Origin of the sequence: Xanthobacter autotrophicus, assembly GCF_030015065.1 — a bacterium.
Taxonomy (GTDB): Bacteria; Pseudomonadota; Alphaproteobacteria; order Rhizobiales; family Xanthobacteraceae; genus Xanthobacter; species Xanthobacter autotrophicus_D.
Map to the genome: position 1 here is coordinate 1 of NZ_JAIVFN010000026.1, position 14,933 is coordinate 14,933.

Annotated in this window: 15 protein-coding genes; 5 read left to right on the forward strand and 10 right to left on the reverse strand. The window is 68.4% G+C overall.

From position 1 onward, the window contains the following. Nucleotides 1-165: 165 nt before the first annotated feature. The 3 genes from ubiE to K9U40_RS07690 all read left to right on the forward strand — a co-directional run bounded on the left by ubiE (nt 166) and on the right by K9U40_RS07690 (nt 4,629). Nucleotides 166-978: a bifunctional demethylmenaquinone methyltransferase/2-methoxy-6-polyprenyl-1,4-benzoquinol methylase UbiE gene (ubiE, locus tag K9U40_RS07680; RefSeq protein WP_282889626.1), complete on the forward strand. Its 813-nt coding sequence runs from the start codon at nt 166-168 to the stop codon at nt 976-978. A 19-nt stretch (nt 979-997) separates the two neighbouring features. Next, nucleotides 998-2,569, forward strand: coding sequence for a 2-polyprenylphenol 6-hydroxylase (gene ubiB, locus K9U40_RS07685; RefSeq protein ID WP_282889662.1), 1,572 nt, complete (start codon nt 998-1,000; stop codon nt 2,567-2,569). Nucleotides 2,570-2,916: 347 nt separating this feature from the next. Beyond that, complete coding sequence (locus K9U40_RS07690; protein WP_282889627.1) at nt 2,917-4,629, forward strand: AAA family ATPase; 1,713 nt, start codon at nt 2,917-2,919, stop codon at nt 4,627-4,629. A 303-nt stretch (nt 4,630-4,932) separates the two neighbouring features. Here K9U40_RS07690 and K9U40_RS07695 read toward each other — a convergent pair whose 3' ends face one another. From K9U40_RS07695 to K9U40_RS07705, 3 genes are all read right to left on the reverse strand, one after another. Continuing rightward, nucleotides 4,933-5,766 (reverse strand): molybdenum storage protein subunit alpha, encoded by an 834-nt coding sequence (locus tag K9U40_RS07695; RefSeq protein ID WP_282889628.1) that lies wholly within the window; start codon nt 5,764-5,766, stop codon nt 4,933-4,935. Between the two features lie 12 nt (nt 5,767-5,778). Beyond that, nucleotides 5,779-6,591, reverse strand: coding sequence for a uridine kinase (locus K9U40_RS07700; RefSeq protein ID WP_282889629.1), 813 nt, complete (start codon nt 6,589-6,591; stop codon nt 5,779-5,781). Nucleotides 6,592-6,827: 236 nt separating this feature from the next. Further along, on the reverse strand, nt 6,828-7,718 hold the full coding sequence (locus K9U40_RS07705) for a helix-turn-helix transcriptional regulator (protein WP_282889630.1): 891 nt from the start codon (nt 7,716-7,718) through the stop codon (nt 6,828-6,830). Between the two features lie 192 nt (nt 7,719-7,910). On the opposite strand from K9U40_RS07705, the gene mog reads away from it, so the two are divergent. Both mog and K9U40_RS07715 read left to right on the forward strand, forming a co-directional pair. After that, nucleotides 7,911-8,444, forward strand: a complete 534-nt coding sequence (gene mog, locus K9U40_RS07710) for a molybdopterin adenylyltransferase (protein ID WP_282889631.1) — start codon at nt 7,911-7,913, stop codon at nt 8,442-8,444. Between the two features lie 191 nt (nt 8,445-8,635). Then, the gene (locus K9U40_RS07715) at nt 8,636-10,111 is read left to right on the forward strand and encodes a porin (protein ID WP_282889632.1); all 1,476 of its coding nucleotides are present in this window, start codon (nt 8,636-8,638) and stop codon (nt 10,109-10,111) included. Between the two features lie 90 nt (nt 10,112-10,201). Here the strand turns inward: K9U40_RS07715 and coaA are convergent, their stop codons facing one another. From coaA to hisB, 7 genes are read right to left on the reverse strand one after another with little or no spacing between them, the layout of a single operon-like run. Further along, nucleotides 10,202-11,173 (reverse strand): type I pantothenate kinase, encoded by a 972-nt coding sequence (gene coaA, locus K9U40_RS07720; protein ID WP_282889633.1) that lies wholly within the window; start codon nt 11,171-11,173, stop codon nt 10,202-10,204. A gap of 19 nt (nt 11,174-11,192) precedes the next feature. Further along, on the reverse strand, nt 11,193-11,519 hold the full coding sequence (locus tag K9U40_RS07725; protein ID WP_282889634.1) for a phosphoribosyl-ATP diphosphatase: 327 nt from the start codon (nt 11,517-11,519) through the stop codon (nt 11,193-11,195). A 51-nt stretch (nt 11,520-11,570) separates the two neighbouring features. Further along, nucleotides 11,571-12,347: an imidazole glycerol phosphate synthase subunit HisF gene (hisF, locus tag K9U40_RS07730; RefSeq protein ID WP_282889635.1), complete on the reverse strand. Its 777-nt coding sequence runs from the start codon at nt 12,345-12,347 to the stop codon at nt 11,571-11,573. Between the two features lie 7 nt (nt 12,348-12,354). Then, on the reverse strand, nt 12,355-13,092 hold the full coding sequence (hisA, locus tag K9U40_RS07735; RefSeq protein WP_282889636.1) for a 1-(5-phosphoribosyl)-5-[(5-phosphoribosylamino)methylideneamino]imidazole-4-carboxamide isomerase: 738 nt from the start codon (nt 13,090-13,092) through the stop codon (nt 12,355-12,357). After that, nucleotides 13,080-13,727 carry an imidazole glycerol phosphate synthase subunit HisH gene (gene hisH, locus K9U40_RS07740; protein WP_282889637.1) on the reverse strand — a complete coding sequence of 216 codons (648 nt, stop codon included), beginning with the start codon at nt 13,725-13,727 and terminating at the stop codon, nt 13,080-13,082. The genes hisA and hisH overlap by 13 nt, the downstream gene beginning before the upstream one ends. Nucleotides 13,728-13,730: 3 nt before the next feature. After that, nucleotides 13,731-14,222: a DUF2628 domain-containing protein gene (locus K9U40_RS07745; protein ID WP_282889638.1), complete on the reverse strand. Its 492-nt coding sequence runs from the start codon at nt 14,220-14,222 to the stop codon at nt 13,731-13,733. Nucleotides 14,223-14,233: 11 nt separating this feature from the next. Further along, nucleotides 14,234-14,827, reverse strand: coding sequence for an imidazoleglycerol-phosphate dehydratase HisB (gene hisB / locus K9U40_RS07750; RefSeq protein WP_282889639.1), 594 nt, complete (start codon nt 14,825-14,827; stop codon nt 14,234-14,236). Nucleotides 14,828-14,933 lie beyond the last annotated feature (106 nt).

The window sequence follows — 14,933 nt, forward strand, 5'->3', positions numbered from 1 at the left end:
CCCCCACCCTCCCCGCAAGCGGAAGAAGGGGAGCCTTGCGAAGGGAAGGGGACAATCGCGCCCCGTTTCAAACGGCCCCACGCCCGCGACGCTTCCCTTTATGGCGCCCGCCCGGATCATCCGATAAGGTCCCGGCCCGAAACAACAGCGTGCGGCCAGATCCCCATGACGGACCCGAATACGGACCCGACGACGGACCCGAATCGCGAGCCCGGCGCCGGCGAGGCCCGGACCGAGACCCATTTCGGCTTCCGCACGGTTCCGCTCACCGAGAAGCAGTCGCTGGTGGACGACGTGTTCCACAAGGTGGCGCGCCGCTACGACATCATGAACGATTTCATGTCCGGCGGTCTCCACCGGGTGTGGAAGGACGCGCTGGTCTCCAAGGTGCGCCCGCCCCAGGGGGCGCGGCCGTTCGAGCTGCTGGATCTGGCCGGCGGCACCGGCGACGTGTCGTTCCGTGTGGTGAAGGCGGGCGGCGAGGGCACCCGTGCCACCGTGGCCGACATCAACGCCGAGATGCTGGCGGTGGGCCGCGAGCGGGCGGACAAGCGCGGCCTCGGCGACAAGGTCACCTTCACCGAAGCCAATGCCGAGGCGTTGCCCTTCCCCGACCGCTCGTTCGATGCGGTCACCATCGCCTTTGGCATCCGCAATGTGCCGCGCATCCCGCTCGCGCTCACCGAGATGCGGCGGGTGCTGAAGCCCGGCGGCCGCGCCTTCGTGCTGGAATTCTCCAAGGTGGACGTGCCGTTCCTGGACAAGATCTACGAGACCTATTCCTTCAAGGTCATCCCCGAGCTCGGCAAGCGGGTCGCCGGGGATGCGGAACCCTACCAATATCTGGTGGAATCCATCCGCCGCTTCCCCAACGCCGACGTGTTCGCCCGCATGATGCGCGATGCCGGCTTCTCCCGCGTGGACTTCACGCGCATGACCGGTGGCGTGGTGGCCCTGCACTGGGGCTGGCGCATCTGATGGCGCGCGGCATTTGACCATGATCTTCTTCCTCGCCGCCGACGCGACGCGGCTCGCCCGCGCCGGCTACGTGCTCGCCCGCGAGGGCGTGCTCTCCCTCATCTCCCCGGCCGCGGCGCCGCCTCTGGCGCGCCCGCTGCTGCGCATCGCCCGGCTGATCGCCCGCAAGGATGCCGGCAGCCGCCCGGCGCGCTTCTCGGCGGCCCTGTCCCGGCTCGGCCCGTCCTATGTGAAGCTCGGCCAGTTCCTTGCCACCCGGCCCGACGTGGTGGGCGCCTCCGTCGCCCGCGACCTGGAGGTGCTGCAGGACCGCATGCCCATCATCGGGCAGGAGGTGGCGGAGGCCACCGTCGCCGATGCCTTCGAGCGACCGGTGGGCGAGGTCTATGCGGCGTTCGGCCCGGCGGTGGCCGCCGCCTCTATCGCTGAGGTGCACAAGGGGGAGGTGGCGGACAAGGACGGCGCGCGCCATCAGGTGGCGGTGAAGATCCTGCGGCCCGGCGTGGAGCGGCGCTTCTCCTCCGACATGGGCTCGTTCCGCCGCATCGCCCGCTTCGCCGAGCAGAACGTGGCCGAGGCCCGGCGGCTGCGGCTGGAGACGGTGGTGGATACGCTGGCCCGCTCGGTGTCCATGGAGATGGACCTGCGCCTCGAGGCCGCCGCCTATGCGGAGCTGGCGGAGAACACAAGCCAGGACAAGGAGATCCATGTCCCCCGCGTGGACTGGGACCGCTCCGGGCGCGAGGTGCTCACCACCGAATGGATCGACGGCATCAAGCTCTCCGACAAGGAGGCGCTCATCGCGGCCGGGCACGACCTGAAGGAGATCGCCCGCGTCGTCATGCAGTCGTTCCTGAAGCAGGCCATGCGCGACGGCTTCTTCCACGCCGACATGCATCCGGGCAACCTGTTCGTGGACGCGCAGGGCCGCCTCGTCATCGTGGATTGCGGCATCATGGGCCGGCTCGGCCTGAAGGAGCGGCGCTTCCTCGCCGAGATCCTGTACGGCTTCATCACCCGCAACTGGCGGCGCACGGCGGAAGTGCATTTCGAGGCCGGCTACGTGCCGCTGCATCATTCCGTGGACGATTTCGCCCTCGCCATCCGCGCCATCGGCGAGCCCATCCACTCGCGCACCGCCGACCAGATCTCCATGGCGCGCCTGCTCGCCCTGCTGCTGGAGGTGACCGCTTTGTTCGACATGCAGACGCGGCCCGAGCTGCTGCTCTTGCAGAAGACCATGGTGGTGGTGGAGGGCGTAGCCCGCTCCCTCGATCCGCAGCTCGACATGTGGAAGACGGCGCGGCCCGTGGTGGAGGACTGGATCGCCGGCAATCTCGGCCCGGTGGGCCAGCTCCAACGTGCCGGCGGCGGGCTTTCCGAGATGGCCCATTTCGCCACCACCGTGCCGGGGCTCCTCACCCGCACCGCGCGGGTGATGGAGCAGCTCGACGTGGCGACGCGGGACGGGCTGAGCCTGTCGCCCGCGTCCCTGGAGGGCATCGGCCGGGCCGAGGCCAAGCGCGCCTTCTGGGGCAATCTCGCGCTGTGGGTCATCGCCGCCGCATTGCTGGGCATCTGGCTGGGGTAGGGGGCTCGTGCCCGGGCCGACTGACGCGTGAGCGGAAGGAGAGCCGGGCTCCAGCGAGGAGTCCGCCGCAGGCGCTTGTGTCCCATAGGCTCGTCATGCCCCGGCGGTGTGCCCGAAGTCGGCTGTTGCCGACTTCGGTTCCCGGAAGCCGGGACTCGGGAACAGCAGGCTTCCGGGACAAGTCCGGGCAGTCCGGGAGCGTCCCGGAGGGCGCGGCGGCGCTCGGCCGGGAGACCCCGGCCCCGTTCTTGCTATGGCCGCTTCAAACCCTCGTTCGATGCCAGGGGTTGTCACAGCCCGACTGTTTTTGTCGGAACCCGGACATCGTTCGTCACCGTGAGGCGGTCATGAAGCTCATCGTCGAACGTCTGGTCGTCGAATCCCTCGTCGAAGCCTTTCCCGATCAGGCGCACCTTCTGGCCCAGCCGCGCCTTTCGAGCCGCATGGAACTGGGGCTCGACACGCTCAAGCCCGACGAGCTGGCGCATCTGCATGATTTGGTGCTGAAGAATGGCGGCACCGCCGTGCGCGGGCAGGAGGAGCAGCTCGCCAACCTCGTCGGCGTGTTCAAGGACGAGGGCCGGCGCTTCGCGCCGGAGGAGCTGGAAGACCTCGCGGGCGAGCTCGCCCTCTATTTCGTGAATGCCTCCATCCGCGGCTGGCTGTTCCGCATGAATCCCGGCGGCAAGCCGGAGCCCTACCTCATCACCCGGCTCGACTACACGCCCCCCGGCGAGGAAGAGGCCGGCCGCGTCATCATCGAGCTGAAGGCCAACAATCGCGGCAAGATCCATGTGGAGAATTTGCTGATCCGCTCCAAGGACCTGCGCGGCCTCACCATTCCCGGTACGCTGGCGGCCAAGGGCTGGCTGATGGAGGACGAGGGGCTGCTCGCCTCCTTCGACGACCAGATGGTGCGCTATTTCGAGTGGCGCGCGCGCTACGGCCACCAGTTTTCCGCTACCGGCACCGGCATCTTCGCCGAGGACCCCACCGCCAACCGCCGCGACACCGACTGGGCCCGCAAGTCCGTCATCGTCCTGTCCTCCTCGGGCTCCGAGGCGCGCCTCGTGAACGACGAGGAACTGCTGGGCGAGCGCACCCTGGGCAACGAGACCTCGGGCTTCTTTCTCGACAAGATCGTGAAGAAGGCGGACAAGCAGAACCTCTTCCACATGGCGGTGGACGAGGCGCTGAAGGCGGCGCAGGCGAACGTCCGCAAGGGCTCGTTCACCGACATGCCGGTGCATCCCCTGATCCTCATGTTCCACCTGGAGTTGCACCACCACGTCTGGGTGCACGTGGACGACATCCGTCCCTACGAATACCACCCCGAGCTGAAACAGAAGCTGGTGCTGCCCCCCGAGCAGACCGACCTGATCGACATCCTCACCGCCGAGATGAACACGCTCATGGACGACGTGGTGGCGGGCAAGTCCGGCGGCACCACGGTCTTGTGCGCCGGCCCGCCCGGCGTCGGCAAGACGCTGACCGCCGAGGTCTATTCGGAGATCATCCAGCGCCCGCTCTACCGCGTGCATTCCGGCCAGCTCGGCCTCGACGTGGCGCACATGGAGCAGGCGCTGAAGGATGCCCTCACCCGCGCCCAGCGCTGGGGCGCGGTGATGCTCATCGACGAGGCGGACGTCTACATCAAGCGCCGGCAGGACAACCTCACCATGAACGCGGTGGTGGGCGTGTTCCTGCGCGTGCTCGAATACTTCAATGGCCTGCTCTTCCTCACCACCAACCGGGTGGACGACATCGACGAGGCCATCATCTCGCGCTGCATCGCGCTCATCAAATACCATTCGCCTGGCCCGGACGACCGGCGCAAGATCTGGCGGGTGATGGCGGACCAGTTCGGCCTCGCCCTCACCGACGAGCTGATCGGCAAGCTGGTGGTGATGTTCCCGGAGACCTCCGGGCGCGACATCAAGGGCCTCGCCAAGCTGGTGGCGAAATATTGCTCCCAGAAGAACGAGCCGCCCACCATTGACGCGTTCCGTCGCTGCGCCATCTTCCGCGCCCTCGACGTTCCGCCGCTGGAAGCCGCTTGAGCTTTCGGGGGCTCATCCGGCCGGCATCATCCGGCCGGCAATGGAACGCTGGCGCGGATCGGGGCTTCCTGTCCGGGAAGGCTCGTGCGCGTCGCAGGTCCAAGCACGCATGGCAGACGCCCGTCACCCCTCGTCGCAAGGCCGGGCATGACGACGCGCAGGGGAGCGCGGGGCGAATTATCGGCCGCGCTTTTTAGAGCGCGATCAGATCAGATCGCGTGCTCTTGCCGTTGAGCGACAGGCTCGCCGATCAGGCTGACCCAGCCTGATCGGCTCCGGCCCTGGGAAAGGGCGTGCCTGCGCTCAGTTGCGGCGGGCGCCGGTGTGGACGATGGTGCCCACATGCTCGCCGCGCAGGGCAGAGGTGAGCCGGCCCGGTACCAGGCCGTTCACCACCTGCACCCGCTCGATGTGGCGCGCGGTGGCCATCACATCGAGAAGCGCGCGGTCGAAAGGCAGCGTGCCTTCGCCGGTGGCGAGGTCGGCGGCGCTGACCTCGGGCAGGAACTTCGCTGCCGCGCCCTCGGGGCCGTTCGGATCGGCGGAATAGACGCCGTCCACGTCCTCCACGATGGTCAGGCCCGCCGCGCCCATCGCATCGGCCAGCAGGAAGGCGCCGGTATCGGCCCGGTGGACCGGGATGCGCGAGCCCGGGAATTCGTGGTGGTGGTAGGGCGGAAAGGCGCTGCCCACCACGGCGCGGGCGGCGGACAGGTGGATGGCGAGCTGGCTCGCGATGGTCGGGTGCTCCACGTAGGAGACGCCTTCCGGCGCCAGAAGCGAGGCCAGGATATGGCCGTTCTGGCCGGCCTCGCTGGCGGCGAGCGGGGCGAGCGAGCCCACCGGCAGGCCGAGGTCGAGGCCGACGCCATAGAGGTGGCGGGCGCGGATGCCGGCGCCGGTGAGGATGAGCAGGCGGTGCTCCGGCAGCAGCTTGCGGATCTCGTCCACGATGGGGAGGATCGCCTTCGGGCCGCGATCCATGATGGATCGGCCGCCGATCTTCACCACCTGCAGCCAGGGCAGGAGGCGGATCGGACGCACCCCGGCGACGGGGCGGGTGAGCTGGCCGTCGAGGAGGGTCTGGCGCGCGAGGGGCGAGGCGACGTGCTTGATGTCGTTGGTGGTATCAGACATGGCCGTTCTTTTTCAGCTCGCGGTGATGATGGTGCCGACATGCTCGCCGGCGAGCGCGCGGGTCAGATTGCCGGGGATGAGGCCGTTCACGACCTGCACCTCGCGCACATGGCGGGCCTTCTTGAGCAGGTCGAGCATCGGGAACTCGAGGATCGAGTCGGCGAGGCCCCGCGCCAGCATCTCGTCCACCGAGATTTTGGGGATGAAGGTGGCGTTCTTGTCCGTCTTCGGGTTGGCGGTGTAGAGGCCGTCCTCGTCCTTCACGAAGATCATCGCCTTGCAGCCGAACTGCTCGGCCAAAAGGAAGCAGCCGGCGTCGGTGCGGTAGGGCGGGATGACGCCCTCGGCGGCGGGGCGCGTCCACAGCGAGTAGGGTGGCATTCCGCCGAACACGACGGCGTTGACTTCCGCAAGGTAGAGCGGCACCGCCGAGAGCCCGGCGCCGTCCACCTTGGAGATGCCGTGCTTCGCCAGGAGCTGCCCCAGCATCTCGGCGTTCTGGTCGGCCACCGACGCGCCGAGCTGGGCGAGCACGCCCGCCGGCAGGTTCAGCTCCGCCGCGATGGAATAAAGGTGCCGGGCGCGGGTGCCGGCGCCGGTCCCGATCAGCAGCTTGTGGGTCTTGCGGGCGGCGACGATCTCGTCGATGAGCGGGTACACTGCGGCGCGGCCGCGGTCGATGACGCTCTGGCCGCCGATCTTGAGCACCGTCGCGCCCGGTAGGATGCGGAAGTCCGCCGCCGCGTCCGCCGCCGCCAGAAGCTGCGGGTCGGTCAGGGATCGCTGCGAGAGGAGCGTTTCGAGCTCCGCCGTCGTGTTGGCCATGGATCTGCCTTTCGTCGTTTCGGTTTGTTGCTTTTGCTTTGAGCGTCTCGATACGTCCCAGGGAATCGAGCCGCAATATGTGGAGATTGCGCGCCTTTTCCCGGACAGGGAAAAAACGACTGAAAATGCACAGGTAGTATTTCTGGTCGACGACGTTTCGGGGGTGTCGAAGATCAGTCATCGCGGAGTAAAACGGTGGGGATCGTGAGCGGAATGCTGCCGGCGGGCCCTGCCTGTCAGCAGCAATTGTAGCGCACCGTCCCGAAGCCCGAGATGTCGTAGCCACCGAGATCCGCGGCGCGGGCGGCGAAGGCCGGCGCGTGGCAGAAGGTCACGAGCTTCTGGAACGGCGGATCGAAATAGGATTTGCGCCAGACGAGGAGGTCGAACCGCTCCTCCAGCAGCGGCAGGAAGCGTAGATTGTGCAGGCGCGCGGCCGCCTCGATGCCCAGCCCCACGTCCGCCCGCCCGGTTGAGATGGCCAGCGCCAGATCGGTTTCCGTGCGTTCGATGGCCTTCACCGGGCGCAGGTCCGCGCGTTTCATCTTTTCCTCGGACAGGAGGCGGTCCAGCACCAGCTCGCTGCCCGCTTCCGGCTGCCGTGACTGGAAGCGCAGGCCCCGCACGTCCTTCAGGCATGACGGCGGCCTCGCAATGTCCGGCCGGTAGATGAGGCCGCGCACCCGTCGCGCCCACTCGATCAGCACCCATGGCTCGCGGCGGAAGCGGCCTTCCACCGCGCCCACGTTCCAGCCATCGGGCTCGGGCACGTGCAGGCCCACGGCGATGCATTCCCCCCGCTCGGCTCGCTGCAGCCCGTCGAGTGCGCCATCGAAGAAGGCGGCGATGCCGGAGCGTGACTCGCGCAGCGCCCATTCCAGCAGCGGGTCGTGTCCGCCGGCGAGGATCAGGGGCGGCTGCGAATGCTCGCTCGCCGCAGGCGCGTCCTCCGCTGCGCGCGCCTCGCCGGCGCCGCCGATCCAGCTTTCGATTTCCTTGCGCGGAAACAGGAGCTTGCCGGTCACCCGCCGTACCGGAAGGCTGCCCGCGGCAACGAGGTCGTAGACCTTGCGCTCCTTGACGCGAAGCAGCGCCGCCAGCTCGCGGGTGGTTAGGAAGTCCGACATGCTCCGGTGCACCGTCACGGCGAGATCCGTAGAAAAAAGCGTGTTTCACATATATTTGCACGTATACAGTTCTGCGGAAAGAGCAACTCGGTCGCGGCGTGCGCCCCCGACGGGCCGGGAGTGGATGCGGGCTTGCATTTGGGCGCGGGTCGCGCCAGCACAGGTCGATCCTTTTCCGCCGGAACGCACCCCATGGCACCTGCACGCATCGGCATCGTCACCATTTCGGACCGCGCCAGCTCCGGCGGCTATGCGGATCTTTCGGGCCCGGCCATCGAGGCGTGGCTGAGGCATGCCATCACCACCCCTTGGAGCGCCGACGCCCGTATCATCCCGGACGGCTTCGAGAGCGTCCGCGATACCCTGATCGACATGTGCGACACTGCGGGCCTCGATCTCATCTGCACCACCGGCGGCACTGGCCCCGCCCCCCGCGACCTCACCCCGGAGGCCATGGCGGCGGTGATCGAGAAGCCCTTGCCCGGCTTTGGCGAGCAGATGCGCCGCATCAGCCTCCAGGAGGTGCCCACCGCCATCCTGTCGCGGCAGGAGGCGGGCGTGCGCGGCAGGACCCTGATCGTGAACCTGCCGGGCAAGCCGGCATCCATCGCGGTGTGCCTCGCGGCCGTGTTCCCGGCCATCCCCTATTGCCTCGACCTCATCGGCGCCCGGCGCATCGAGACCGACCCGGCGGTGTGCGCCGCGTTCCGCCCCAAGGGGGCGTGATGCCCACGGCCGAGGTCCGGCCGGAAATCACAAAACATGCTCTAGGCGCGACGCGGATTGTTCGCCTACATTGACCATCTCTGCATTCCCTTCCGCAGTCGCTCCCTTGGCGCGGCTTTCCGGGCGGGTGGGAGGAAGAGCGGCGCGCCCCGGCATGAGTCCGGGGAAAGACCGAACGAGGGGGAGGGGGAATGTCCACGGGATCTTCGGCGCCGAAAGGCGTCTTCGGCTTTGCTTGCCTCGCCACGCTGCTGCTGCCGTGGACATCTGTCGCCGCCGATCTTCCGCTGAAGGCGCAGCCGGCCGAGCACGTGAAGGTCTGCGCCGCCTATGGTCCCGGTTTCTACTATATCCCGGGAACCGATACCTGCCTGAGGGTCGGCGGGTGGGCCCGGATGGACACCTACCTGAATGTCGCCGCGATCTTCTCGCAGGGCTCTGCCTTCAGTGGGCCGGGCTATTCGCCCTTCGCGTTTCCGTTTCGGGACAAGCACGACGCCGATTATTTCACCCAGGGGCGCGGCGTCGCGGAAATTGATGCGCGGACGCAGACCGATTACGGCACGCTGCGCTCCTATTTCCGGGGCGGCATGGAATGGGATTCCCAGACCGGTCCGGCGGCGGGTCCCGGCGCAGCTCTTTATGTGGAACGCGCCTTCATTCAGTTCGGGGGGCTCACGTTCGGCTATACCCAGTCGTTCTTCGACACGGGCATCGGCTATTCCATCGCGACATTGTTCGCGGGGTCGAACACCTGGAACACCACGGCGGCCTATACGGCCGAGTTCGGCAACGGGCTATCCGCCTCGCTCGCCCTCGAGGATGCCGCCAACCGCACGACGGGTGTCCAGGCCACGGGCGTGAGGATCACCGGCGTGAGCTCGCCGTCCGACTTCCCGTTCGTGACCGGCGGCACCGGCGCCCCCTTGCTCTATGCCAATTACCAGGGCGGACAGCAGGCGCCGGACGTGGTGGCCAACCTGCGCGCCGAAGGCGCGTGGGGGCTGGTGCAACTGGCTGGAGCCCTGCACGAGGTGATGGCGGTGACGCCCAGCTATCTCGGCGCGGCCATTCCCGGCATCGTGGATACCGGCCAGTGGGGATATGCTCTGGGCGCTTACGCCGAGATCCGGCTGCCCTTCATCGCGGCGGGCGACAGCCTCTATCTTCAGGCCAACTATTCCGACGGCGCCCTCAATTATGCGGGCCTTGCGGCCGGCAACCAGAATCGCCTGCAAGCCATCGGCTATATCCAGCTCAACGGCGCCGGACTGATGAACGGCGCCTATTACCCGCTCGCCGACGCGGTCATGGGATCGAGCGGATCCTATGAGATGGTGGGGGCGTGGGCGGTCCAGGCCCAGTTCCGGCATTTCTGGACGCCAGGGCTGCGTTCGGCCGTGTTCGGCGGCTATGTGAGCGTGGATGTGCCCGACAATATCGTCGGGGCGGAGAGCTTCGCCATGTGGCAGGCTGGCGTGAATACCTTCTGGTCGCCGGTGCGTAATCTCGATATCGGCGTGGAGGCGGTTTACACCGCCGTGGACGGACGCCAGCCCTTGGGGATCGTCAACGCGGTGGCGGCCAATGGCAGCGCCATTCCCACCCTGGTGGGCGGTTCCGCCGATGCCTTGTCCGGAGCGGTGCGTCTCCAGCGCAACTTCTGAGGTATTGAGCCCGCGCGGCGACGGGGCGGAGCCCTGCCGGCATCGGCCAAAGGCCCATCGTTGGTGTTGCAGGGCAATCGCCCTGCGCCCCTACAGGCGGCGCAGGCTCACCTCCGCCACCTCGTGCTCGCCGGTCTTGCGTAGGATGAGGTCGGCGCGCTGGCGGGTGGGCAGCACGTTGTCCATGAGGTTGGGCAGGTTGATGCGGCGCCAGATGGACAAGGCGGTGGCGCGCGCCTCGTCCTCGGTGAGCTGCGAGTAGCGGTGGAAGTAGGACAAAGGGTCCTTGAAGGCGGTGGCGCGCAGCCGCATGAAGCGCTCCACGTACCAGCGCTCGATCACGTCCTCGTCGCCGTCGATATAGACGGAGAAGTCGAAGAAGTCGGAGACGAAGGGGATGGCCTTGCCGTCCTTCGGCGGACGGGTGGTCTGAAGCACGTTGAGGCCTTCGACGATCAGGATGTCCGGCCGGTCGATCTCCACATACTGGTCGGGCATCACGTCGTAGAAGAAGTGGGAGTAGAGCGGCGCGCGCACCGGCCGCCGGCCCGCCTTGATGTCGGTGAGGAAGCGCAGCAGCAGCGGCAGGTCGTAGCTCTCGGGGAAGCCCTTCTTCTCCATCAGCCCCTCGCGCTCCAGGATGGCGTTGGGCAGGAGGAAGCCGTCGGTGGTGACGAGATCCACCTTCGGCGTGTTGGGCCAGCGCGCCAAAAGCGCCTGGAGCACGCGGGCGGTGGTGGACTTGCCCACCGCCACCGAGCCGGCGACGCCGATGATGTAGGGCATCTTGCCATCCCCGTTCGCCTCGCTGTCGCGTTGGTCGAGGAAGTGGCTCATGGCGCGGAAGAGCTTTTGGGTTGCCGCAACGTAAAGTGAAAGCAGGCGGGACAGCGGGAGGTAGATCTCCTCCACCTCCTGCATGGAGAGATGGACGCCGAGGCCCTCCAGCCGGGTGATCTCGTCCGGCCGCAGGGTCATGGGAGTGTCCCGCCTCAGCGCGGCCCATTCGGCGCGCGAGAAGGTGCGGTAGGGCGAGAGGCCTGGGTCGAGCCGGCGATCCATCTTGTGCCTCGTGCTCTGCTCAGCCGTGCTGCCGGGCGGCTTTTTCGGCGAGGCCGGACTGGCCGGTGCGTCGCGCCAGCTCCGCATGGACATCGGCCAGCGGCACCCCGCGCGCCTTCAGCAGCACGAGCAGATGGTAGAGCAGATCGCTGGTTTCCGCGACGAGGTCCTTCTCGTCGCCGGAAAGGGCGGCAATCACCGTCTCCACCGCCTCCTCGCCCAGCTTCTGGGCGCATTTCTCGATGCCCTTGTCGAGCAGCGAGCGGGTATAGGACGCCCCCGCATCCGCCGAGGCGCGCGCCGCGACGATGGCTTCGAGGTCGGCGAGGGTGAAGCTGTCGCTCATCAGGGGTAGCCCGGAAACGGAGGGCGGGGAGGAGGCGTTAAGGCGCGCGGCCTAGACGTCGAGGCGGACCGGCAGCCCCGCTTCCGCAAGGCGTTCCTTGGCCTCGCGGATGGTGAAGGTGCCGAAATGGAAGATGGAGGCCGCCAGCACCGCCGAGGCGCCGCCCTCGCGGATGCCGTCCACCAGATGGTCGAGGGTGCCGACGCCGCCGGAGGCGATCACCGGCACGTGCACCGCGTCCGCCACCGCGCGGGTGAGGGCGCAGTCGAAGCCCTGGCCGGTGCCGTCCCGGTCCATGGAGGTGAGCAGGATCTCGCCGGCGCCGAGATCCACAACTTCGCGGGCGAACTGGATGGCGTCGATGCCGGTGGGGGTACGCCCGCCATGGGTGAAGATCTCCCAGCGGTTCTCCTCGCCCTCTTGGCTCACCTTCTTGGCGTCGATGGCCACCACGATGCACTGCTCGCCGAACTTCTCCGCCGCCTCGCCCACGAAGGCGCGGCGGTTCACGGCGGCGGTGTTGATGGAGACCTTGTCCGCGCCGGCATGGAGCAGGGTGCGCACGTCGTCCACGGTGCGCACGCCGCCGCCGACGGTGAGCGGCATGAAGCACTGCTCGGCGGTGCGGCGCACCACGTCGAGGATGGTGCCCCGGTTCTCGTGGCTGGCGGTGATGTCGAGGAAGGTCAGCTCGTCCGCGCCGGCGAGGTCATAGGCCCGCGCGGCCTCCACCGGATCGCCGGCGTCGCGCAGGTCCACGAACTGGACGCCTTTCACCACGCGGCCGTCCTTCACGTCGAGGCAGGGGATGACGCGGACTTTCAGCATGGCACACCTATCGTCCCGCCACCAGCGCCAGCGCCTCGCGGGCATCGAGCCGGCCGTCATAGAGGGCGCGGCCGGTAATGGCGCCTTCCAGCTTCTGCGCGCGCGGGGTGAGCAGCGCCTCGATGTCGGCGAGCGAGGCGAGGCCCCCGGAGGCGATCACCGGCAGCGCCACCGCCTCGGCCAGCGCCACGGTGGCGTCGAGGTTCAGCCCCTTGAGCAGGCCGTCGCGGGCAATGTCGGTGTAGATGATGGCGGTGACCCCGGCATCCTCGAACCTCCTGGCGATGTCCACGGCGGCGATGTCCGAGGTCTCGGCCCAGCCCTCCACGGCCACGCGGCCGTCGCGGGCGTCGAGGCCCACCACGATGCGGCCGGGATGGGCCTTCGCGGCCGCCTTCACGAAGTCCGGGTCGCGCACCGCGGCGGTGCCGAGGATGACGCGGGTCACCCCCTTCTCCAGCCAGGCTTCGACGGTCCTGAGGTCGCGGATGCCGCCACCGAGCTGCACGGGGATGGAGACGGTCTCCAGGATCCGCTCCACCGCCGCCGCATTGACCGGCTTGCCGGCGAAGGCGCCGTCGAGGTCCACGAGATGGAGATAGCGGAAGCCGAGGGTCTCGAACTCCGCCGCCTGGGCGGCGGGATCGCGGTTGAACACGGTGGCCCGCGCCATGTCGCCCTGTTCGAGGCGCACGGCGAGGCCGTCCTTGAGGTCGATGGCCGGAAAAAGGATCACGGATGCCACTTCAGGAAATTCGCGAGGAGCGCGAGGCCCAGCCTCTGGCTCTTCTCGGGATGGAACTGGGTGCCGGCCACGTTGTCGCGCGCCACCATGGCGGTGATGGTGCTGCCATAGTCCGTGGTGGCGACGAGGTCGATGCCGTCCGCCGGCTTGAGGTGGTAGGAATGCACGAAATAGGCGTGCAGCCCGCTTTCGCCGGTGTGAATGCCGGCGAGCAGCGGGTGTTCGCGCGCGGTCTGGAGGGTGTTCCAGCCCATGTGCGGGATCTTGAGTTCGGGGTCGGCCGGGGCGATGCGCTCCACCTCGCCGCGGATCCAGCCGAGGCCGGCCGTCACGCCGTGCTCCAGCCCGCGCTCGGCCAGCAGCTGGAGGCCGACGCAGATGCCGAGGAAGGGGCGGCCCCGTTCCTTCACGGCCTCGGTCATGGCCTCCACCATGCCGGGGACGGCGTCGAGGCCGGCGCGGCAGTCGGCGAAGGCACCGACGCCCGGCAGCACCACCCGGTCGGCGGTGCGCACCACGTCGGGATCGCTGGTGACGACCACCCGCTCCGCGCCCACATCGAGCGCGGCGCGCTCCATGGCCTTGGCGGCGGAGTGCAGGTTGCCGGAATTATAGTCGATGATCGCGACGCTCATCGCTCAGGTTCCCGGAAAGGCGCCGATGACGCCGGACTGTCCGCCCGCGAAGGCGGGGGGCGCCATGGGGCGGATGGCCGGCAGGTCGGCGCGTGCCAGGGGCGCGGGGCGGGCCCCGGTCCATTCCGCGAAGAAGCGGTGCTCCGCCTCTTCCCGATCGTGGGCGATCACCACGGCGGCCTCCTCGAAGCCCTGCCGCGCGAGCTTGCGCTGGCGCAGGGCCGGCAGCTCGAAGGCGAGGAGGATGTGGAAGCCCGCCATCACCACGTCCCCCACCGGCCGGGCGAGCCCGCCGAAGCTCTCGGCCAGCTGGAGGAGCACCACCACCGCCACATAGGCGATGAGCGGCAGCCACAGGCGAAAGCGCGCCAGCACGAACGGCGCGAGGAACAGCGTCGCCCACGAGAATTTCTCCCGCACGAACACGGTGCGGGCGGCCGCCGCCTCCGCCGTTTCGCCGGGGACGTGCTTGGTCAGGACCGTCCAGATGCCCATCGTCCGGCTCCTCAGGTTCCCAGCGCGCCCTTGGTGGAGGGGATCTCCCCCACCGCCGCCGGGTCCACCGCCACCGCCGCCCGCAGCACCCGGGCAAGGCCCTTGAAGCAGCTTTCCGCGATGTGGTGGGCGTTCACGCCGTACAGCGTCTCCACATGCAGGGTCACCCCGGCGCTGGAGGCGAAGGCCTGGAAGAACTCGCGCACCAGCTCGGTGTCGAACTCGCCGATCTTGGGCACCGCGAATTCGGTGCGGAATACCAGGAACGGGCGGCCCGAAATGTCGAGGGCGACGCGGGTCAGCGTCTCGTCCATGGGCAGCAGCACGTCGGCGTAGCGGGTGATGCCGCGCATGTCGCCGAGCGCCTTCTTGACCGCCTGGCCGAGCACGATGCCCACATCCTCGGTGGTGTGGTGGAAATCCACGTGCAGGTCGCCCGCGGCTTTGATGTCGAGGTCGAAGCGGGCATGCCGGGCCAGAAGGTCCAGCATGTGGTCCAGGAAGCCGATCCCCGTGGAGATGGCAGAGCGGCCCGTTCCGTCGAGATCGACGGTGAGGGCGACGCGGGTCTCCTTGGTTTCGCGGACGATGTCGGCCTTGCGCATGGAACTCCTCCAAGGCCGCGGGTTCTATCAGCAACCTCGCTGCGACGCCATATGGCGAAGAGATGACGTTTTCCGGCGTCCGATCGTCCCCTCGCCGCGCCTGGGC

Excerpts from the sequence above, each read along its gene's own strand:
- coaA (WP_282889633.1), bottom strand. The coding sequence starts at position 11,173 with ATGGATCGCCGGCTCGACCCAGGCCTCTCGCCCTACCGCACCTTCTCG.
- hisF (WP_282889635.1), bottom strand. The coding sequence starts at position 12,347 with ATGCTGAAAGTCCGCGTCATCCCCTGCCTCGACGTGAAGGACGGCCGC.
- K9U40_RS07745 (WP_282889638.1), bottom strand. The coding sequence starts at position 14,222 with ATGGGCATCTGGACGGTCCTGACCAAGCACGTCCCCGGCGAAACGGCG.
- K9U40_RS07705 (WP_282889630.1), bottom strand. The coding sequence starts at position 7,718 with ATGTCGGACTTCCTAACCACCCGCGAGCTGGCGGCGCTGCTTCGCGTC.
- hisB (WP_282889639.1), bottom strand. The coding sequence starts at position 14,827 with ATGCGCAAGGCCGACATCGTCCGCGAAACCAAGGAGACCCGCGTCGCC.
- K9U40_RS07700 (WP_282889629.1), bottom strand. The coding sequence starts at position 6,591 with ATGGCCAACACGACGGCGGAGCTCGAAACGCTCCTCTCGCAGCGATCC.
- K9U40_RS07715 (WP_282889632.1), top strand. The coding sequence starts at position 8,636 with ATGTCCACGGGATCTTCGGCGCCGAAAGGCGTCTTCGGCTTTGCTTGC.
- ubiB (WP_282889662.1), top strand. The coding sequence starts at position 998 with ATGATCTTCTTCCTCGCCGCCGACGCGACGCGGCTCGCCCGCGCCGGC.
- K9U40_RS07695 (WP_282889628.1), bottom strand. The coding sequence starts at position 5,766 with ATGTCTGATACCACCAACGACATCAAGCACGTCGCCTCGCCCCTCGCG.
- K9U40_RS07725 (WP_282889634.1), bottom strand. The coding sequence starts at position 11,519 with ATGAGCGACAGCTTCACCCTCGCCGACCTCGAAGCCATCGTCGCGGCG.
- K9U40_RS07690 (WP_282889627.1), top strand. The coding sequence starts at position 2,917 with ATGAAGCTCATCGTCGAACGTCTGGTCGTCGAATCCCTCGTCGAAGCC.
- hisH (WP_282889637.1), bottom strand. The coding sequence starts at position 13,727 with ATGAGCGTCGCGATCATCGACTATAATTCCGGCAACCTGCACTCCGCC.
- mog (WP_282889631.1), top strand. The coding sequence starts at position 7,911 with ATGGCACCTGCACGCATCGGCATCGTCACCATTTCGGACCGCGCCAGC.
- ubiE (WP_282889626.1), top strand. The coding sequence starts at position 166 with ATGACGGACCCGAATACGGACCCGACGACGGACCCGAATCGCGAGCCC.